Below are 18531 nucleotides of genomic sequence, written 5' to 3' on the forward strand. Positions count from 1 at the left end.
TCATGGACAACAGCCCTAGCAACTACGTCGAACGTCCTCTGCAAACGCACGTGTATCAACAGCACAGCGAAGACAGGGACACCATTGATCTGCTCAAACTGTGGAGAGTGATCTGGCGCGCGAAATGGAAAATCGGCTGGCTGGTCGTGCTCAGCGTTGCCCTGGCGGTGGTGGCCGTCTCGCTGATCACCCCGCAATACATCGGCAGCACCACGTTGCTGTTCAACGACAAGACGCCGCCGCTGATGTCCTTCCAGCAAGTGAAGGATTCAGGCACCAACGCCACCGACTACTTGCAGACCCAACAGGCCCTCCTCGAATCACGGGACCTGGCCGAGCGAGCAGTGAAAAAACTCGCCCTCACCACTAACCCGATCACCGACCCGCGCCAGCAGCCGGCGCCGTGGTTCACGCCGCGCAAATGGCTGGCGGACCTCAACCTTGATCAGTGGATACCCGGACTGGGCATGCTGTTGCCGGTGAAGGACGCGCCCACCGAGGAAGACGTGTTCAATCAGGTCACGCAAAACCTGATGCTGCACACCACCGTCAAGTTTGTCGGCAAAAGCCAACTGCTGAACATCGAGGTCGAGCTGCCGGACCCTGATCTCGCCGCCGCGGTGGCCAACGCACTGGCCCAGGGCTTTACCGACAGCCAGATCGACACCAGCGAAAAATCTTCGCAGACCACCACCGCGTGGATGAACACCCGACTGGTCGACTTGCGCAACAACCTGCGCGTGGCCGAGAAAAAACTTCAGGGCTACCGCGAAGAGCAAGGGCTGGTCGATGTCGGTGGGGTCTCCACCATCAGCGCCAACGAACTGGAGGCTACCGGCAGCCGCATGGTCGACGCCCGCCGCACCCGCGCTGAAGCCGAGAGTGAATACCGTCAGGCCAAGGCCTTGAGCACTGGCGACCTGAGTCGGCTTTCCAGCGTACCCGCCGTGTTGTCCAACCCGCTGGTCCAGCAATTCCAGGCGGACCGGGCCAAAGCGCAAGCCAAGGTCGATGAGTTGTCGGGGCGCTATGGGCCGAAACATCCGAGCCTGATTTCCGCGCAGTCCGAATTGCGCGCCGCCACCACCGCCCTGCAATTGCAGGTGCAGCAAGTGGTCGCCGGGATCGAGCGGCAATACCAACTCGCCTCGGCCAGCGAAGCCTCGATCCGCCAATCGTTCAACAGCAACAAAGCGCAGATCCAGGACATCGCGCGCAAAGAGTTTCAATTGCGCGAGTTCCAGCGTGAGGTCGACAGCACCCGTGCGCTGTACGAAACCTTCGTCACTCGCTTGAAGGAAACCGCCGCCACCGCCGACATGGACTCGACCAAAGTGCGCATCGTCGACCCGGCGATTGTGCCGATGGAAGCCAGCAAGCCACGCAAAACGTTGATCGTGGGCATTGTCGGGTTGCTGGCCGCGCTGATTGGCGTTGCGCTGGCCCTGCTGTTCGACAGCCTGAGCAACACCTTCAAGACCGACGAGACCATCGAGAGCACGCTCAATATTCCACTGCTCAGCGTCGTACCGTTGGTGATGAAGAAAAGCCGCCGGCAACTGGCGCGGTTGTTCGAGGACAACGACAACCCGCGTTTTTCCGAGACCATTCGCAACCTGCGCACCTGGTTGATGTTGCAAAGCAGCGAGATGCCGTCGCAGGTGGTGCTGGTGACCTCGACCGTGGCCGGCGAGGGCAAAAGCACCATCGCCAACAACCTCGCCAGCTCGCTCACCTCCCTTGAGCGGGTGCTGCTGATCGATGCCGACATGCGTCAGCCGACCCTTTCGCTGAACTTCGACTTCCCGCCGGACAGTCCGGGACTGGCGAATGTGATTGCGGGCACGGCACGGCTCGAAGACTGCATCGTGTCGGTGGGCAACCTGGACTTGCTGCCGGCCGGGAGAATGCTGCAACCCTCGGTGGACTTGTTCACCGCGCCGCGCCTGCCGTCCCCCGCCGACGCGCTCAATCCGGCACGCCAGCCTCCGCCTCAGGACTTGCTCAGCTCGCCGCGTATGGCGCGGATGCTCGAAGCACTGAAATCGCGTTACCGCCACATCATCATCGACTCGCCGCCGGCGGAGATGATCAGCGATGCGTTGCTGCTGGCCCAGCATTCGGACGCCGTGATCTACGTGGTCAAGGCCGACAGCACGCCGATCAGCCAGGTGCAAAGGGGCATCGCGATGCTGCAACAAAGCCACGTGCCGGTGTTCGGCACCGTGCTCAACCAGGTCGACCTGCGCAAGGCGCGCAAGTACGGCTACAACCACTCCCGCACCTTCTATAACTACGACTTCGCGCCCCGGTAATGTGTGGTGATGGGGTCTGTAGCCAGGAGGCTTCTGTGAACAGGAGGCTTCTGTGGCGAGGGGGCTTGCCCCCGTTCGGCGGCGAAGCCGTCGTAAAACCATTCAGCGCAGTTTTATCTGAACGGCAGCGGTGACTGGTCTTTCAGCGCCGCTGCGCCGCCCAACGGGGGCAAGCCCCCTCGCCACCGGAGCCCCCCAGCCACGGAAGCCCCCTCGCCACAGGTACGTGCCACACCGCAGTTATCCGCCATAACAAAAAGCTGCTTCACCTCTGCCAAAACAAAAACAACTGCTTCACCTCTGCCGAGCTACGGAAAAGCCTGCGGGAGCCACGCCGTGTCCGCCCGTTTAATGCTGGAGCATTACTTCTGCCTTGAGGTCAAGCTCATGACACCGCTCTATACCGCTCACCTGACCCACCGCCGAGGCCTGACGTTCTGGGGTCAGTGGGTCTGCGCAATGACGCTGACCATCGGGCTGCTGATGCTGCTCGTACTGTGGCGCGTCGGCTACCTGACCAGCGATTACCGGATCCTGATCATTCTGACCGTGCTCGGCTCGGTGCCGATCTACAGCCTGATGCAGGTCTACCACAAGCGTCATGGCTTGCTGGTCGGGCTCGGTCGATTGCTGGCCGGCTGGCTGATCCTGCTGGCTGTGCTGGCGGCCATTGCCTTCATCACCCAGACCAGTGCGACGTACTCGCGTCAGGTCATCATGGTCTGGGCGGTGATGGGGTTTCTGGTCCAGGCGTTGAGTTTCCTGCCCCTGCATTACTTCGCCCGGTTGCATTCGCGCATGGTCTGCAAGGAACGCCGGTCGGTGATCATCGGCACCTGCCCGACCGCCCATGAACTGGCGAAAAAACTCTCCCAACCGAACCGCGCGCTGGTCCTGGGTTTTATTGCCGCCGCCGACGACAGCGGCCCGGCACCAAGCATTCTGCCGTTGCTGGGGCGGGTCGACGGGATTCGCGAGATCATCACCCGCCTGTCCGTGCGACGCGTCTACATTGTCCTGACGATGGCGCACGCCGCGACCATCGAAGCGCTGTACATCGACTTGCTGGACATGAACGTCGACGTGGTCTGGATCCCGGATTTCGGCAGCATGGTGCTGCTCAACCATTCGATCTCGGAAATCGAGCGGATGCCGGCGATCTACCTCAACGAAAGCCTGATCAGCTCGCACCCCGCCAGCCTGTTTTGCAAGGACCTGTTCGAACGCAGCCTCGCGGCCACAGCCCTGATTGTGCTCAGTCCGCTGCTGCTGGTGGTCGCGGCCGCCGTCAAGTTGAGTTCCCCGGGTCCGGTGTTGTTCAAGCAAAACCGCCACGGCTGCAACGGCGAAGTGATCAAGGTCTGGAAGTTTCGCTCGATGCGCGTCCACGACGACCGCGAGGTGCGCCAGGCCACCCGCGAAGACGATCGCGTCACGCCGGTCGGGCGCTTCCTGCGCCGCAGTTCCATCGACGAATTGCCGCAGCTGTTCAACGTGCTGTTCGGTCAAATGGCCCTGGTCGGCCCGCGCCCGCATGCCGTCACTCACAACATTTACTACACCGGCAAAGTCCGCGCCTACATGGCCCGCCATCGCCTCAAGCCGGGGATCACCGGGCTGGCGCAAGTAACCGGGCATCGCGGCGAAACCGAGACCGTGGAAAAGATGCAGCTGCGCGTGGCCCAGGACCTCAACTACATCAACCAATGGTCGCTGTGGCTGGACATCAAGATTCTGATCAAGACGCCCTTCACGTTGTTTTCGAAAAACATCTACTGACGCCCTGCTTCGACTCCCCGAGGTTTGATCATGAATGTGAGCGTATTCGGTATTGGTTATGTGGGCCTGGTCCAGGGCGCCGCGCTGGCAGAAGTCGGCCATAACGTGATGTGCGTGGATGTCGACGCCGCCAAGGTCGAGGCCCTCAAGGACGGCACCTTGCCGATCTACGAGCCGGGCCTGAAAGCCCTGGTGCGCGACAACTACCAGAGCGGTCGCCTGCAATTCGGCACCGACCTGGCCAGCGCCGTGTTGCATGGCGATGTGTTGTTGATCGCCGTTGGCACGCCGCCTGACGAAGACGGTTCGGCAGACCTGAAGTACGTCCTGAGCGTGGCGCAAACCATCGCGCAGAACATGGATCGCCATCAGATCATCGTCGACAAATCCACCGTGCCGGTCGGCACGGGCGACCTGGTCCGCGAACGCATCGAGCAGGTGCTGGCCGATAACGGTCGCAGCCACCTGACCTTCGACGTGGTCTCCAATCCGGAATTTCTCAAGGAAGGCTGTGCGGTAGAAGACTGCATGCGCCCGGACCGGATCGTCATCGGCACCGACAGCCCGCGCGCCGAAGAAGTCATGCGAGAGCTGTACGAACCGTTCAATCGCAATCGCGAAAAGATCATCGTCATGGACATTCGCAGCGCCGAGCTGACCAAGTACGCGGCCAATTGCATGCTGGCAACCAAGATCAGCTTCATGAACGAAATGGCCAACATCGCCGAAAAGCTCGGCGCCGACATTGAAATGGTCCGCCACGGTATCGGTTCCGATCCGCGCATTGTTTATCAATTTATCTACCCCGGCCTCGGCTACGGCGGCTCGTGTTTTCCCAAGGACGTGAAGGCGCTGATTCACGCCGCCACCAGCGTCGACATCGATGCACGGGTGCTCAAGGCCGTGGAGTCGCGCAACAACGAGCAGAAAACCACCCTCTACAGCAAGATTTTCAATCACTTCGACGGCGCCCTGCGCGGCAAGACCTTCGCCCTGTGGGGCTTGAGTTTCAAACCCAACACCGACGACATGCGCGAAGCCCCCAGCCGGGTCTTGATGGAAGCCTTGTGGCACGCCGGCGCAAGCGTCCAGGCCTACGACCCGAAAGCCATGGAGGAAACCCAGCGCATTTACGGCTCGCGCGACGATCTGACCCTGGCAGGCACCAAGGAAGCGGCGCTGAAAAATGCCGACGCCTTGATCATCGTGACCGAGTGGCAAGCGTTCCGCGCACCGGACTTCGACCTGATCAGCCGACAGCTCAAGCAACCGCTGATTTTTGACGGACGCAACCTGTTCGACCCGCAACGCTTGAGCAAGCGTGGCTTCACCTACGTGTCCGTGGGCCGTCAGACCCACGCCGTTATCTGAAGGGAGTCAGGCCATGATCACGCTGAAAATTATCAGGCATTACTCACCGACGTTGCTGGAGGCCAGCCAGGCGTATTCCTTCATTAATTTCGCGTCCATTGGCAGCCTGATCAAACACACCCCAGGCACCGTCGCCTACTTTTGTGACGGCATGCTGATGTCGGCGTTCATGTCGCGGGTCACCGGGCGCAACGTTGGCCGGGTCAGTTTCGACTTCACTTCCATCGCTCATCCGGTGCTGGGCAGCGCCGAGCAACAGGGCAAACGGGTGTATTTCGTCGGTGCCCGGCAGGACGAACTGGAGCTGTTCATCAGCAAGATCAAGGCGCGCTACCCGCAACTGATCATCGCCGGCTATCACAACGGCTATTTCGATGCGGCCCAGGCCGAGGGCATTCAGGCCGAGATCTGCCGCAGCGAAGCGAACATCCTCATCGTCGGCCTCGGCGCCGGATTGCAGGAGCAGTTCGAGCAGGACGCGCAGCGCTCGGGCTTTCGCGGTGTTGCCTTTACCTGTGGCGGGTTCATTCGCCAGGAGGCCATGGCCACGCATCAGTACTACCCGGCGGCGATCGATCGCCTGCACCTGCGTGCGTTCTATCGCATGTACCGCGAGCCGCACACCATCAAGCGCTACCTCGTCGACTACCCGAGCAATTTCTTGCAGCTGCTGGCGATGGTCGTTCGGCGCGAAGTCAGCATCAGTGTCGGGGAATGACCATGCACATTCTGTTCATCCTCAAGGATTTCACCTCGGGCGGTGGCGTCGAGCGCGTGCAGCAGCGCTTGTCCGAGCAGTTTCTCAAGGACGGCCAACGGGTGAGCTTCTTCGTCATTAATGGCGACACGCCGGACACTGAAGGCGTGCAAAGCCTCAATGACGGCGGTGGCAGCGGTGTGTGGGGGATGCTCAAATCGATCGTCCAGTTGCGCCGGCTGATTCGCCGCGAAGGCATCACCCACCTGATTTCCGCCAAAGAGCAGGCCAACCTGTGCACGTGGTTCGCCACCCTCGGCAGCTCCTGCAAGGTGATCTATAGCCGCCACGCCTCATTCGATTGCACGGAACAGAAAACCGGCCCCGCCAGCCTGCGCCTGCTCTACGCGCTGTACCTGTGTGGCAGCGGCAAGGTGGTGGCGGTGTCCACCGCGCTGCGCCAGTCGCTGGCCGAAATGATGCCGTGGGGTCAGCAGCGCATCCGTTATTGCCCGAACGCGGTCATCACCGATCAACTCCTGCGCGCCGCCAAGGGGCCGTTGCCCACGGAAGTCCCCCGCAATTACTGGCTGGGCCTGGGCCGGTTGGTCGAACCCAAAGGCTTCAACCTGCTGCTCGACGCCTACGCCATGGCCCTGCAAAGCGAAGCGGTGCCGGACCTGGTGATCGCGGGTGACGGCCCGTTGCGCGAAGCCCTGATCATTCAGGCAAACCGTCTGGGGATTTCGCATCGGGTGCATTTCACCGGGTTCCTGAGCAACCCCTATCCCCTGCTCAAACAGGCACGACTGTTCATTCTCAGCTCGTTGCACGAAGGCATGCCGACCGTGCTGATCGAGGCCTTGGCGCTGGGTACGCCAGTACTGGCTAGCGACTGTGAGACCGGACCCCGGGAACTGCTGGACCACGGTCGACTCGGCCAACTGGTCAACGTCAACGACGTACCCGCATTGGCCGAAGGCATGTTGCAAAGCCTGTTTTTGCAGGGTCAGGTGGCGATCAGCGGGGAAATGATCAGTGACGCGATTCGCCAGTACACCAGCCAGGACGCCGCGCAGGCGTATTACCAGGTATGGAACCAATGAAAAAGCTGCTGATTATCCTTCACGACCTCAGCGCCGGCGGGGCGGAAAAAATGATGACGCGCCTGGCCGGTGCGTTGGTGGACGCGGGCAATGATGTGACCCTGCTGATGCTCACGGGCGGCGGCATCAACGCGGCGTCCCTCGACCCACGGGTGAAAAAGGTTGAACTGGGCAGCCCGCGCAGCTCAAGGGCAGTGCCGGCGCTGGCGCGTTTCCTTCGGCAAAACCGTTTCGATGCACAGCTGGCGGCGCTGACGCACGTCAACGTGGTGGCGATCGTTGCCGCCGCGCTGTCGGGGACGCTGGCCCGGTTGCACGTCAGCGAGCGCAATGCGTTTTCCCACGACAAGCACGTCAACCCCGACCTCATGGTGCGAATCGCTTACCGCGTAGCGCCGCTGTTGTATCGGCTGATTCCCAACCCGGTGATTTGCGTGTCACGCGGCGTCGCCCAGGACCTGATCGACACGACTATTGCGCGCCGACAGGATGTGACCATCGCCGACAACCCGGTGCTCGACAACGACTTTCGCGACAAGCCGCCACGCCCACCCAGCCATCGCTGGCTGCTGGAAGCGTCGAGCCCGGTGATTGTCGCCGTGGGTCGCCTGGCGCCGCAAAAAGGTTTCGACACCTTGATCACCGCGTTCGCCGCGCTGCCGAATCGCAAGGCACGCCTGATCATTTTTGGCGAAGGCGTGCTGCGCGATCGTTTGCTGGCGCAGGCACGCAAGCTGGGGGTAGAGGATCGGGTCGACCTGCCGGGTTACACCCATGAGCCGATGGCGGAAGTGGCAGCGGCCGATTGCTTCGTGTTGTCGTCGCGTTTCGAAGGCAGCCCCAACGCGCTGGTCGAAGCCTTGTCCACCGGCACGCGGGTGGTCTCGACCCGTTGCCCCCACGGCCCGCAAGACATCCTGATCAATGGCGTCGTCGCCCCCCTCGTGGCGGTCGACGACCCGATTGCGCTGTCGCAGGCGATTGCCCTGCAACTCACCACCCCTCGCGATGTACACCGCCAGGCCCGCCTCGATGCGGCGGCCCGGTTCATGAACGCCAGCGCAGTGAAAACCTACCTCACCGCCCTGCTCGGGAGCCCCTCGCCATGAACAGACTGGAGATCCGCTATTCCACCCTGCGTGACGGCTTCACCTTGTTCGGCGTGCTGTTTTACATCCAGGTGATTTCGTTTGTCCTCGGTTTGGGCAGTGCTTCGAGTTTCGACGACATCGACAAAGACCTCGAAGGCAACGTGGCCAACCAGGTCTGCGGCCTGATCACGCTGCTGGTGCCGTTGTATTTCTTCATCCGCAACAAGGTGTTCCTCAGCAAAAGTTTCTACCGCGGCAACTTCTTTCTGCTGCTGTTCCTGCTCTGTGTGATCGCCTCCATCGGCTGGTCCTTCGACCCGATGCTCAGCCTCAAACGCTTTGTCGCGATGATCAGCGTGGTGTTTTTTGCAGGCTTCATCGCCTACAACTACAGCCTCGAAAAAATCACCTTCATGCTCGGCTGTGCCATTGGCGCGGCGGCGTTGATCGGCTTGATTCTCGCGCTGGTGATGCCCAGTGCCGCGTTCGTTTCCGGCGGCATTCGCGAAGGCGCGTTCAAGGGGATTTTCATGGAGAAGAATGCCGGCGCACGGATCAACGCCATCGCGATCCTGTTGCTGCTGCCGATGATTCGCCAGCGCAACCGCTGGGCACTGTTCTGCTCGTTCTTCTCGCTGATTGCCATCTTGCTCGCCCAATCTGCGACCGGGGTGGTGCTGGTGATTGCCGGCACCATCAGCTACTGGTATTTCCTGACGCTGATCCGTCTGCGCATGAACCGATCGCAGCTGTTGTTCCTCGGTTGCACCCTCCTCTACCTGCTGGTGTGCCTGTTCCTCTACAGCAACTTTGCGGTGTTGCTGGAGATGGCCGGGCGTGACCCGTCACTTACCGACCGAACGATGATCTGGGAACTGCTCGGGCCATTTGTCGACGATCAATACCTCAAGGGCTACGGCTTCGGCGCCTTCTGGTCCAGCCCCGATGCCGCCGCGTTCATCAAGCGTTGGGGTTACATCGGCAACGCCCACAGCGGCTACATGGAAACGCTGCTCAATGGCGGCATCATCCAGCTGGCCGCGCTGGCGCTGCTGCTCGGTGAAGCGCTGCTCAAACAGTACCGGGCCGTGACGGCGAACCAGTCTGCACAGTTTCGCGCCAGCGCCCTGGTGATCATCGGTCTGTTCGTCGTCACCAATTACGTGGCGTACGTGATTCCCAACTACCGCTCTGCCGAGTTCCTGGTGTTCTGCACCCTGGCCCTGTCCTTCCGGCATCACCACGCGACTGCCCCCGAATTGTCACCGACAACGCTGCGTCAACCTCCGTCTGGCCGAGCATTCCCGCGCGATTCAGCCAACGCTTGAAAAGGAGAAACACCCGTGTCTGACCAAGCCCCGTCCTTACCGCATTCAGTGTGTGTCGTGATCCCGATGTACAACGGCGCCGACAGCATTGAGCAAACACTGGCGTCCCTGGCCGGGCAAACCCGACTGCCCGACCACGTCATCGTCGTCGACGATGGTTCCTCCGATGACGGGCCACAACGGGTCAAAGCCTTCGCGGCGCCGTTTCGCCTGACGCTGTTGCACCAGGCCAACGCGGGCCAGGCCAGCGCCCGCAACCACGGTCTGCGGCACTCTGAAGAGACCTTTGTGGCGTTTCTCGACGCCGATGACCAATTTCGTCCGCAAAAGCTGGAGCTGCAACTGGCCCTGTACGACGAACTCAGTCGTCAAGGCCGACCGGTGGGGCTGATCGATTGCTACACGCAGGTCAACTACAGCGACGGCCGGCGGCAAATGGACGATCTGCGCAAGAACGGCCGGCATTTCTACGATTTCATCCATGCCAACGTCCTCAATGGCGTATCCACCGCGCTGGTCAGGCGCGACGTGATCCTGCAATACGGCGGCTTCGACGCCAGCCTGCGTTACTCCGAAGACCGCTTCATGTGGACCCGGATCGCCGAACACTGGGAGATCCACACGGTGCCGCAGGTGCTGCTGGAGCGCACGGTCAATGGCAACAACATGACCGCGCAACCGAAGAAGTACTACCCGAACAAGATCAAGTTCATCGAGGTCTACCTCGCCCGTTACGGCGCGCAGCTCAGCAAGCAGCAACGGATCGATTTCGTGCTGGGCAACCACACCGACTTTCTCAATGCGTTTTCCCGCAAAGGCGAGTATGCCGACGTGATCGGCGTCTACCGGCGAATGCTGGACTACTCCTGGCAAACGCTGTTCTTCGCCAACGGCAAACCGACCTTGCGCTACCTCAATGCCTGCGCCCGCTCATGGCGCAAGGCAACGGCGTCAACCACCGCTCATTGAACCGGTATCCGCCATGGCCAATCATCGTCTGGTGACATTGATCTGGATCTTCACCGAGAAATTCGGCCTGATTTTCCTGTCGATGATTACCTTTGTCGTGTACGCCCGGCTGCTGTCGCCCGCAGAGTTGGGTGTGGGCACGGTGATCATTGCCATCGTCGAGTTGATCGGCCTGGTGTATTCATCGGTACTGGAAGATCCGCTGGTACGACTCGAGCGGCTGGAGGACAAACACATCTCCACGGCCTTCTGGGCGGCGGTACTCGTCAGCCTGGTGTCCATCGTCGTCATCTCGGGTGCGGCAGTTCTGTATACGCCCGACCCGGTGCTGCAATGGATGACGGCGGTGGCCTCGGTGAAAATCCTGTTCACCATGATGGCGCGGGTCTATGTGGCGCAGATGCGCCGTAGCGGCGACTTCAAGACGCTGGCGTCGCGCACGCTGCTGGGCAAAGTGTGTGGTGGCGTCGGCGGCGTCGCTGTCGCGCTGTGGGGATTGGGGGCCTGGGCGGTCATTGCCCAGGCGCTGATCATGGAGTTCGTGTCCATCATCGTATTGATGCGCGCAGACTCGCGACGCATTGCCTTTTATATTGACGGCCCGTTCTTGCGCGAACTGTTGAAGGCCGGTGCGCCGGTAGCCGTCAACGCGCTGAGTTCGCAAACGCTGCAGCGCGGGGTCAACGTGGTTCTGGGCATGACGGCCGGCGCCAACGCGGTCGGCATGTTCAACATGGCGATGCGCATCATCGAGCTGCCACGCACGGCGATTTACAACGGCCTGCTGAGCTATGCGCTGCCGGTGTTCGCCCGGCGCAGCGCAGACCCGTCACGGTTGCGCGCGATCATCAGCGATTCCACCGCCGTCAGCGGCTTCCTGCTGACGCCCTTGTTCATCGGCATCGCACTCACGGCGCACGACGTGATCCTGTTGATCTTCGGCGCCAAATGGACCGAGGCCATTCCCCTGCTGCAAGTGCTGGCGTGCACGGCAGCCATCGGCAACATCGCCATGTACGCCACCACCGCACTGGTCGCGGTCAATCGCAGCCACCTGACCATCAAGGCCGAAGTGGCAACCACGGTACTGGCGCTGGCGCTGGTCTATGGCTTCGGCAGTCTCTACGGCGGCATGGCCGCCGCCCTGGCTCTGCTGGCCCGGATGGTAATCATCACGCCGTTGCAGATCCGCGGTTTGAACAGCGCAATCGGCTATGGCTGGCGGCTGTTTGTCGACACCAACTATCGCAGCGTGATTGCCTCGCTCGTCATGGCCGCGATCGTTCTCCTGGTGTCTTCCCGATCGGGTTTTGAAGGTTACTTGCACCTGATCTGCAGCATCGTGGCAGGCGCGCTGAGCTATGCCGTGGCGTATAGCCTCATGCACCCGCGCTGGCCGCAAGAATTCAAATCGGTTTTCACCGCTCGCTGAATTCAATCCCGAAACAGGAACACCTCACCATGCGCAAAACTACGCTGATCACTGGCGGGGCCGGCTACATCGGCTCCCATACCGCCCTGGCGCTCATCAACGCCGGACACCGTGTGCTGATACTCGACAACCTGTGCAACAGCTGTCGAGAGTGCATCGCGCGCCTTGAGCTGCTGACCCACACCCGGGTCGACTTCATCAATGGCGACATGGGCGATCCGATCCTGCTCGAGCAGATTTTCAGTCGATACGACATCGATGCCGTGGTGCATTTCGCGAGTCTCAAATCCGTGGAAGAAAGCGTCCGCAAGCCACTGGACTATTACGCCAACAACGTCGCCGGGACACTCAATCTGTGCCAGGCGATGCTGCGTCATGAAGTGTTCAACCTGGTGTTCAGCTCGTCGGCCACGGTGTATGGCGACCCCACGCACATACCGATTGCCGAAGACCTCGGCACGGGCAAACCGGTCAACCCCTACGGCCGGACCAAGCTGATGATCGAAGAGCTGCTGACCGACCTGTCCCACTCCGATTCGCGCTGGAACATCGCCTTGTTACGCTACTTCAACCCGATTGGCGCGCATGAAAGCGGGATGCTCGGCGAAGACCCCAAGGGCCGCCCCAACAACCTGTTGCCGTGCCTGACGCAGGTCGCGATTGGCCGGATGCCCGAACTCACGGTGTACGGCAGCGACTATCCCACCGTGGACGGCACGTGCGTGCGCGACTACATCCATGTGGTCGACCTTGCCAATGGCCATCTGAAAGCGCTGCAGGTCTTGCAAGACATGGGCGGCATTCATTGCTGGAACCTGGGCACCGGCATTGGCTACAGCGTGCTCCAGATCATCCACAGTTTCGAAGACGTGACCGGCATCACCATTCCTTACCGCATCGCTCCGCGCCGCGCCGGAGATATCGCCCAATGCTGGGCCGACCCGAGCCGGGCTGGACGGGATCTGGGCTGGAGCGCGCAACGCAATCTGGATCAGATGATGGAGGATTCCTGGCGTTGGCAGTCGTGCAATCCACAGGGCTATCAATCCTCATTCGACAAAGTGAAATTGACTGCGGTGAAGTAAGCAGTCGTTCCAACGGCAAGGAAAACACATGCTCAGAGACTGTCTGTGGGTACTGCTGTTGTCGGTTTCGCTGGCGTGCAGCGCCGCGCCAGCGCCTTCCCGTCCGCCCGCCGCCGGGCTGGTGCTGTGGCTGGACGCGGCCGATGCGTCGACCCTGGGTCTCGATACCCAGGACCGCATCGAGCACTGGAACGACAAGTCCGGCAAATCCAACCACGCCACGGTGGACGATGCCATTGCGTCCTCGCGTCCGCAGCGCGTGGATAGCGCCCTGAACGGTCAGGCGGTGGTGCGCTTCACCGGCGCTTCGGCGTTGCTTGGCAACACCATCCGCGCCGGCAAGGGCCCGGCAACCCTGCTGATCGTTTCCCGCCGGCTGCCCGAACAGACCCCGGCAGACCCATGGCAACGGCTGTTCAGCTCGCGCCCCAACAGCGTCGATAACGACAATGTACTGCCGAACTTCGCCATCAGCCTGCGACAGGCAGACGCCTACGCGCCGACCTTTTCCGTCCTCGAACTTCAAGACGTACCCATCGGCCCCTACGCGGTCGGGCGCAACGTGGTCGGCAACGCCGACAACTTCAAAGGTGATATCGCGGAAGTGCTGGTGTACGACCGCCCGTTCGCCTCTCTGGCGCAGCAACAAGAGGCGTATCAATACCTGGCGAACAAGTGGTCGATTGCCGTTCCCAGGCAGGCCGATACCTGGACCCGGGTCGGACCGTTGGGCACGTTGCCCAAACCCGTAGACGCCAGCTTGCCTCTGTCCGATCAGGCCAATGCCGGCAACTGGATATTCGACGGAAACCTGTCCGATGACTTCAATGGCGACGTTCTCGACCCCGTGCGCTGGCACGTCAACAATGCCCAAGGGAATGAATCCCTGGGCCGCAAACCGGCGCTGTTCAAGCCGGCCAATGCGTTCGTGGCAAACGGCAACCTGAACATCGTCTTTCGCAAGGAAACTTTGCCCCAGAAGTACGTGGACCTGGGTTACAAGGACTATTCCTCCGCCATGGTGCGCACGGTCGACCGCGGTCTTTACGGTTACTACGAGGCACGCGCCAAACCCATGGACTCGGCAGGTTCCAGCGCCTTCTGGCTGGCCTGGACGGGCATGACTGACAACGCCACCGAAATCGACATCTTCGAAATCGGCGGCAAGACCAAAAACGCTGCCTTCGACCGGCTGTACAACATGAACGCCCACGTATGGGCCACCCCGCAAAGCACCGAACATATCGCCAACGGCAGCAACTGGGTCAGCCCCTGGCGCCTGGCGAGTACGTTTCATGTCTACGGCTTCGACTGGCAGCCCGACACCCTGCGCTGGTACGTCGACGGCGTGCTGGTCCGGGAATCGAAAAATACGAATTTCTTCTTTCCGATGCAGATCGTCTTCGACAGTGAAGCCATGTGGCAATGGTTCGGCGTGGTCGACGATGCTGACCTGCCCTCTACCTTCAGGGTCGATTACGTCAAGGTGTGGCAACGCAGTCAGTAGCATTTCTCAATCATGGATTAATCCGTCAGGTGCATCCGGTTACCCTTGAACTTTCGTTCGAGCCGTCGGGTCGACAGAATTCCAGCCTCGTCCGCACGCCCGATAAATCCCGCGCGCGGTGCCTCAACCGGCTCCCGGGCGGCGATTAAAAAAACAAGAATGGGGGATGACGATGAATTGTCTTATCTGTGTTGGCGTGGCGGAACGCATCCAGTGCCACGGCCCATGGGAGGAAAGGGATTGCCCGGAATGCGGGCGCTATCGGGTTTCCGATGAGCTCCTTTTGACCTTGATGGATCAGGGCCAGATCTTCGATGTCGTCAAAACCCGAAACTGGCTCGAGAGCCGACGCAAGGAAGGCGTTACCCCTTCAATTGAAGTCCATGAGGCGCTACTGCTGCTCTAGCGTTCGCCTTGGGTCAACGTTCAATCGGCAGGGAGGTCAGTTGTCAATCAGCGCCAATCCATCTGGAGCGCATCTACGTGATCAAACGCCGGCTGAACGAACTGGATTTGCTGCGCTTCCTGGCAGCGCTCGCCGTGGTGTTTTTTCACTATGCTTTTCGCGGGTATGCAAAAGGCGACATGTCTGAAATGCCCTACCCGCTGTTGGCAGAGCCTGCCAAGTACGGTTACTTGGGTGTCGAACTGTTTTTCATGATCAGCGGATTCGTCATTCTGATGACCGCATCGGGCAATAATCTCAAAGCATTTTTCATATCCCGCGCCCTTCGTCTCTACCCTGCTTTCTGGGTGTGCTGCACCCTGACTTTTCTAGTCACGCTGGCCATCGGACAGCCGCGATACACCGCTACTGTTTATCAATACATGATCAACATGACCTTGCTCGGCGACTTTGTCGGGGTCGAGCCAATAGACGGCGTTTACTGGTCGCTGTTTGTAGAAATAAAGTTCTACCTGATGATCTCCATTCTCCTGGCCTTCAAGAAAATAGAAAAAATAGAAACCTTTCTTGTGTGCTGGTTAGTGATCTCCGCTGGCGCCGAAGTATTCGCCTTTGAAAAGATGCGCTCGGTATTAATTACTGATTACGCCGCCTATTTCATCGCGGGGGCGACGTTCTACATGGTCTGGGCCAAGGGGATCACCAAAACAAGAATGCTGCTCCTGGCGGGGGCATTGGCATTGGCCTGCTTCACCGCCATCGTATGGGCCGAGTTGCTCGAAACCAAATATCCAACCGACTTCGATCCCCTGATCGTCTGCAGCCTGATCATCCTGTTCTTCATGACGTTCTTCCTGGTCGCCACCAACAAGACAGCCGCCATAGGAGCCTTCAACTGGACGGCATTAGGCGCGCTGACTTACCCGCTTTACCTGATACATCAAATGATCGGCTTCATGATCTTCAACATTTCCTATCCGGCGATAAACCCGCACCTGCTGCTCTGGGGCACTATCGCGTTGATGATCGGTGCCTCTCATCTCATCCACACAAAAATAGAAACCCCCATTGTCAGGCACATTAAAAAAGCCCTGTCATTCTCCTCCAAGCGTGTAGAGGCGAATAAGCTCAGGTATCTGCGGCCGGTTGAGCGTCAAGTGGATGCTCAACCGACGCGCCCACGCCCTAAATCATCGGTGAAGCGCTGACCACTCGCAGCGCCAATCCTTCGAACGCATCCAGCGTTATGGTGAACTCCCCTTCAGGCGTCAGGTCCCCTTCCACCCGCTCATTGATGATGTCGACCACCGGCCCCGGCGCAATGTTGGGCAGGTGCAGGGTTTCAGTGATCGGCGTGGAACCGAAGTTCAGCGCAGTGATTTGCGTGCCCTTGCCGGCCGGTAATTCGTGGACCATGACCAGCAACCCCGGATGCTCGACATCCGGAATCAGGATCTGCCGACTGGCGGCAATGTCGTAAGCGCGGCGTGCGGCGAGGATTCGCTTGAGTTGCGAGACGAACGAATCCGGGTCCTTCAATTGGCTGGTCAGGCTGCCGTACAAGGTTTTCGGTCGCGGCATCTGCCCGGCGGAAGTTTCTGCATCGGGGTTGAGGTCGACCAGATCGTAGGCGCCGCGATGAATCCACCGGGTGTCGCCGTCGTGCATCAAATGCGCGACCTGCTCGGCCGGCAACGGCAGCGCACCGACCAGATCCCAGCCAGACAATGCGAACACACCGGGCTGCATGGCGTTGTACATCACCAACAGTAAATGCACCTGGCGAATCTGCTGGATGTCCGCATCGGTGATCGCGTCGAGATCACGAATCCCCAGCGCCGCCGTGATGATGCTGGCGGTGGTGCAGGACACGCCGTTGGTGACGAACTTCAGATTGTACGGTGCGTGCTCCCCGGCCAGGCGTTCGTACATCTGTTCGCGGATGTGCTCGCGCAGGATGTTGCCGGGGAAGGTCTGGCCCTGATAGAGGAAGTTGTCGTGGGCGTGCAGCGTCCAGAAATGCACCAGTTCCAGGGTCAGTTCGTCGTGGTTTTGCAAGGCGTGGATCAACGAACCGGGGTCGATGCCGAGGGTGTGCATCTGCCGCAGCATCAGGCGCAGGAACTCGGTATCGCCCATCAGCAATGCGTGCTGGTAGGCCGGTCGGGTGATGAAATCGTATGAGAGATCAGCACCGCCGTGGGACATGGCGGCGATGTCGTCGACGGTCAGGTTGAGTTCCTGAAAGCTGAAACCGCCGGCCTTGCGGATCGCCCCGGCCAACAACTGGTTGCCGGTGATCGACAGCGGATGGCTTTCTGACCAAGCGGTGCCGTCGAGTTTGCGTTCCACACCGAGAAAACCGTTGGCATCCAGACGCAGGATTTTCGCGCCCATTACGTCGATGGCGTGCAGCGCGTCGCCGATGATCATCTGTTGCGCGGCGAAGGTCGGGTCCAGCCAGTTCAGCGAGGGCTGCCCTTCCTTGAAGTAATGCAAATAGACCCAGCGGCGCGGCTTGCCGTCGACGCCCACTACAATCGGGGTCGCGCTCCAATCGGTTTCCTTCACGCCGGGCTCGAAGAAAATCACCCGCTGCAACTGACCGACGATGTAGTGCTTGTCGCGCAGCACATCGACCTGCGCCGGGCTGAGGTTTTGCGCATCGCGGCCTTCGGCGATGTCCGGCAGCAGTGGCCAGTCTTCTTCGCGGATTTCCACCATGTGGTAAAGGCCGGGATAGTCCTCATACGCCATCTCGGCCAGGCGAAAATCCGCGCCTTTGCCGGTGTGCGACGGGATCACGTCATCGATGATCACCGCGTTGTGCGCGGCGGCCATGCGCACCAGCGCCTGCAACTGCGCCTCGGTACCCAGTTGCGGGTCGATGTCGAAGCTGATGCGGTCGAAATTGCCGTCAATCGTCGGCGTACGTTCGGTGCCCGTCAGGCCGCCGGACATTTTCAGCGGGCCATTATGGATGCCCTGAATGCCGATTCTCGACAGCGCATGCCACAGGGTTTCATCGCCCAGGGCCTCCAGCACCGTGCCGTTTTCCCGGGTGACGATGGACGCCGGGTACGCGGTGAACCACACCGACGCCAACGCCGAGGCATCACGCGGCCGGGTATGCGCATAGGGTTGCTGCCACAAACGGCCCTGCCCCGAATAGAGCCGGGCCCGCTGCCGGGCGGCGTACAGCATGGATTGTTCAACCAGCCAGATCACATGGTTCTTGTCCGCTGCGGTCATAAAAACAATCACCTGTCATTGAAGTCAGTGGCGCGAAGCCCGTGTTCATGTGGCGTCGCTGGTTTTTATATGAGGCCCTGTGGCGGGATTCGTTGCATTGACCGGCGATCGCTTTCAAGTAGAAGGTATCGTCGCCGATACAATGAAAGCGTCATGGATACGGCGTACGGTGTCCGGCATCGAGCGTCTTATC

General features: G+C 60.5%; 14 protein-coding genes. 13 read left to right on the forward strand and 1 reads right to left on the reverse strand.

The annotated features are described in order from the left end of the window. Positions 1-2 precede the first annotated feature (2 nt). The 13 genes from BK660_RS26370 to BK660_RS26430 all read left to right on the forward strand — a co-directional run bounded on the left by BK660_RS26370 (position 3) and on the right by BK660_RS26430 (position 16294). Positions 3-2315, forward strand: a complete 2313-nt coding sequence (locus BK660_RS26370) for a GumC family protein (protein WP_123435793.1) — start codon at positions 3-5, stop codon at positions 2313-2315. Between the two features lie 387 nt (positions 2316-2702). Further along, the gene (locus tag BK660_RS26375; protein ID WP_123435863.1) at positions 2703-4094 is read left to right on the forward strand and encodes an undecaprenyl-phosphate glucose phosphotransferase; all 1392 of its coding nucleotides are present in this window, start codon (positions 2703-2705) and stop codon (positions 4092-4094) included. Positions 4095-4124: 30 nt separating this feature from the next. Next, positions 4125-5465 (forward strand): UDP-glucose dehydrogenase family protein, encoded by a 1341-nt coding sequence (locus BK660_RS26380; protein WP_123435794.1) that lies wholly within the window; start codon positions 4125-4127, stop codon positions 5463-5465. Positions 5466-5478: 13 nt separating this feature from the next. Beyond that, the gene (locus tag BK660_RS26385; RefSeq protein WP_123435795.1) at positions 5479-6183 is read left to right on the forward strand and encodes a WecB/TagA/CpsF family glycosyltransferase; all 705 of its coding nucleotides are present in this window, start codon (positions 5479-5481) and stop codon (positions 6181-6183) included. Positions 6184-6185: 2 nt separating this feature from the next. Next, complete coding sequence (locus BK660_RS26390) at positions 6186-7268, forward strand: glycosyltransferase (RefSeq protein WP_123435796.1); 1083 nt, start codon at positions 6186-6188, stop codon at positions 7266-7268. Next, positions 7265-8377 (forward strand): glycosyltransferase, encoded by a 1113-nt coding sequence (locus BK660_RS26395; protein ID WP_123435797.1) that lies wholly within the window; start codon positions 7265-7267, stop codon positions 8375-8377. The genes BK660_RS26390 and BK660_RS26395 overlap by 4 nt, the downstream gene beginning before the upstream one ends. Next, positions 8374-9687: an O-antigen ligase family protein gene (locus tag BK660_RS26400; protein WP_123435798.1), complete on the forward strand. Its 1314-nt coding sequence runs from the start codon at positions 8374-8376 to the stop codon at positions 9685-9687. The genes BK660_RS26395 and BK660_RS26400 overlap by 4 nt, the downstream gene beginning before the upstream one ends. Before the next feature lie 15 nt (positions 9688-9702). Then, entirely contained in the window at positions 9703-10656 is a 954-nt protein-coding gene (locus BK660_RS26405; protein ID WP_123435799.1) for a glycosyltransferase family 2 protein, read from the forward strand. A 13-nt stretch (positions 10657-10669) separates the two neighbouring features. Further along, positions 10670-12088, forward strand: a complete 1419-nt coding sequence (locus BK660_RS26410; protein WP_123435800.1) for an oligosaccharide flippase family protein — start codon at positions 10670-10672, stop codon at positions 12086-12088. Positions 12089-12117: 29 nt separating this feature from the next. After that, a complete protein-coding gene (galE, locus tag BK660_RS26415) occupies positions 12118-13173 on the forward strand; it encodes a UDP-glucose 4-epimerase GalE (protein WP_123435801.1) in 1056 nt (351 codons plus the stop codon). Positions 13174-13201: 28 nt separating this feature from the next. Continuing rightward, positions 13202-14680 carry a family 16 glycosylhydrolase gene (locus BK660_RS26420; protein WP_123435802.1) on the forward strand — a complete coding sequence of 493 codons (1479 nt, stop codon included), beginning with the start codon at positions 13202-13204 and terminating at the stop codon, positions 14678-14680. A 172-nt stretch (positions 14681-14852) separates the two neighbouring features. Continuing rightward, on the forward strand, positions 14853-15086 hold the full coding sequence (locus BK660_RS26425) for a hypothetical protein (RefSeq protein WP_123435864.1): 234 nt from the start codon (positions 14853-14855) through the stop codon (positions 15084-15086). Positions 15087-15163: 77 nt separating this feature from the next. Beyond that, on the forward strand, positions 15164-16294 hold the full coding sequence (locus BK660_RS26430; RefSeq protein WP_123435803.1) for an acyltransferase family protein: 1131 nt from the start codon (positions 15164-15166) through the stop codon (positions 16292-16294). Here the strand turns inward: BK660_RS26430 and treS are convergent. Continuing rightward, positions 16272-18338 (reverse strand): maltose alpha-D-glucosyltransferase, encoded by a 2067-nt coding sequence (gene treS / locus BK660_RS26435; protein WP_123435804.1) that lies wholly within the window; start codon positions 18336-18338, stop codon positions 16272-16274. The two genes, BK660_RS26430 and treS, sit on opposite strands and share 23 nt — an antisense overlap. Between the last annotated feature and the right edge of the window lie 193 nt (positions 18339-18531).

Origin of the sequence: Pseudomonas brassicacearum (assembly GCF_003732265.1) — a bacterium.
Classification (GTDB): Bacteria; Pseudomonadota; Gammaproteobacteria; order Pseudomonadales; family Pseudomonadaceae; genus Aquipseudomonas; species Aquipseudomonas brassicacearum_D.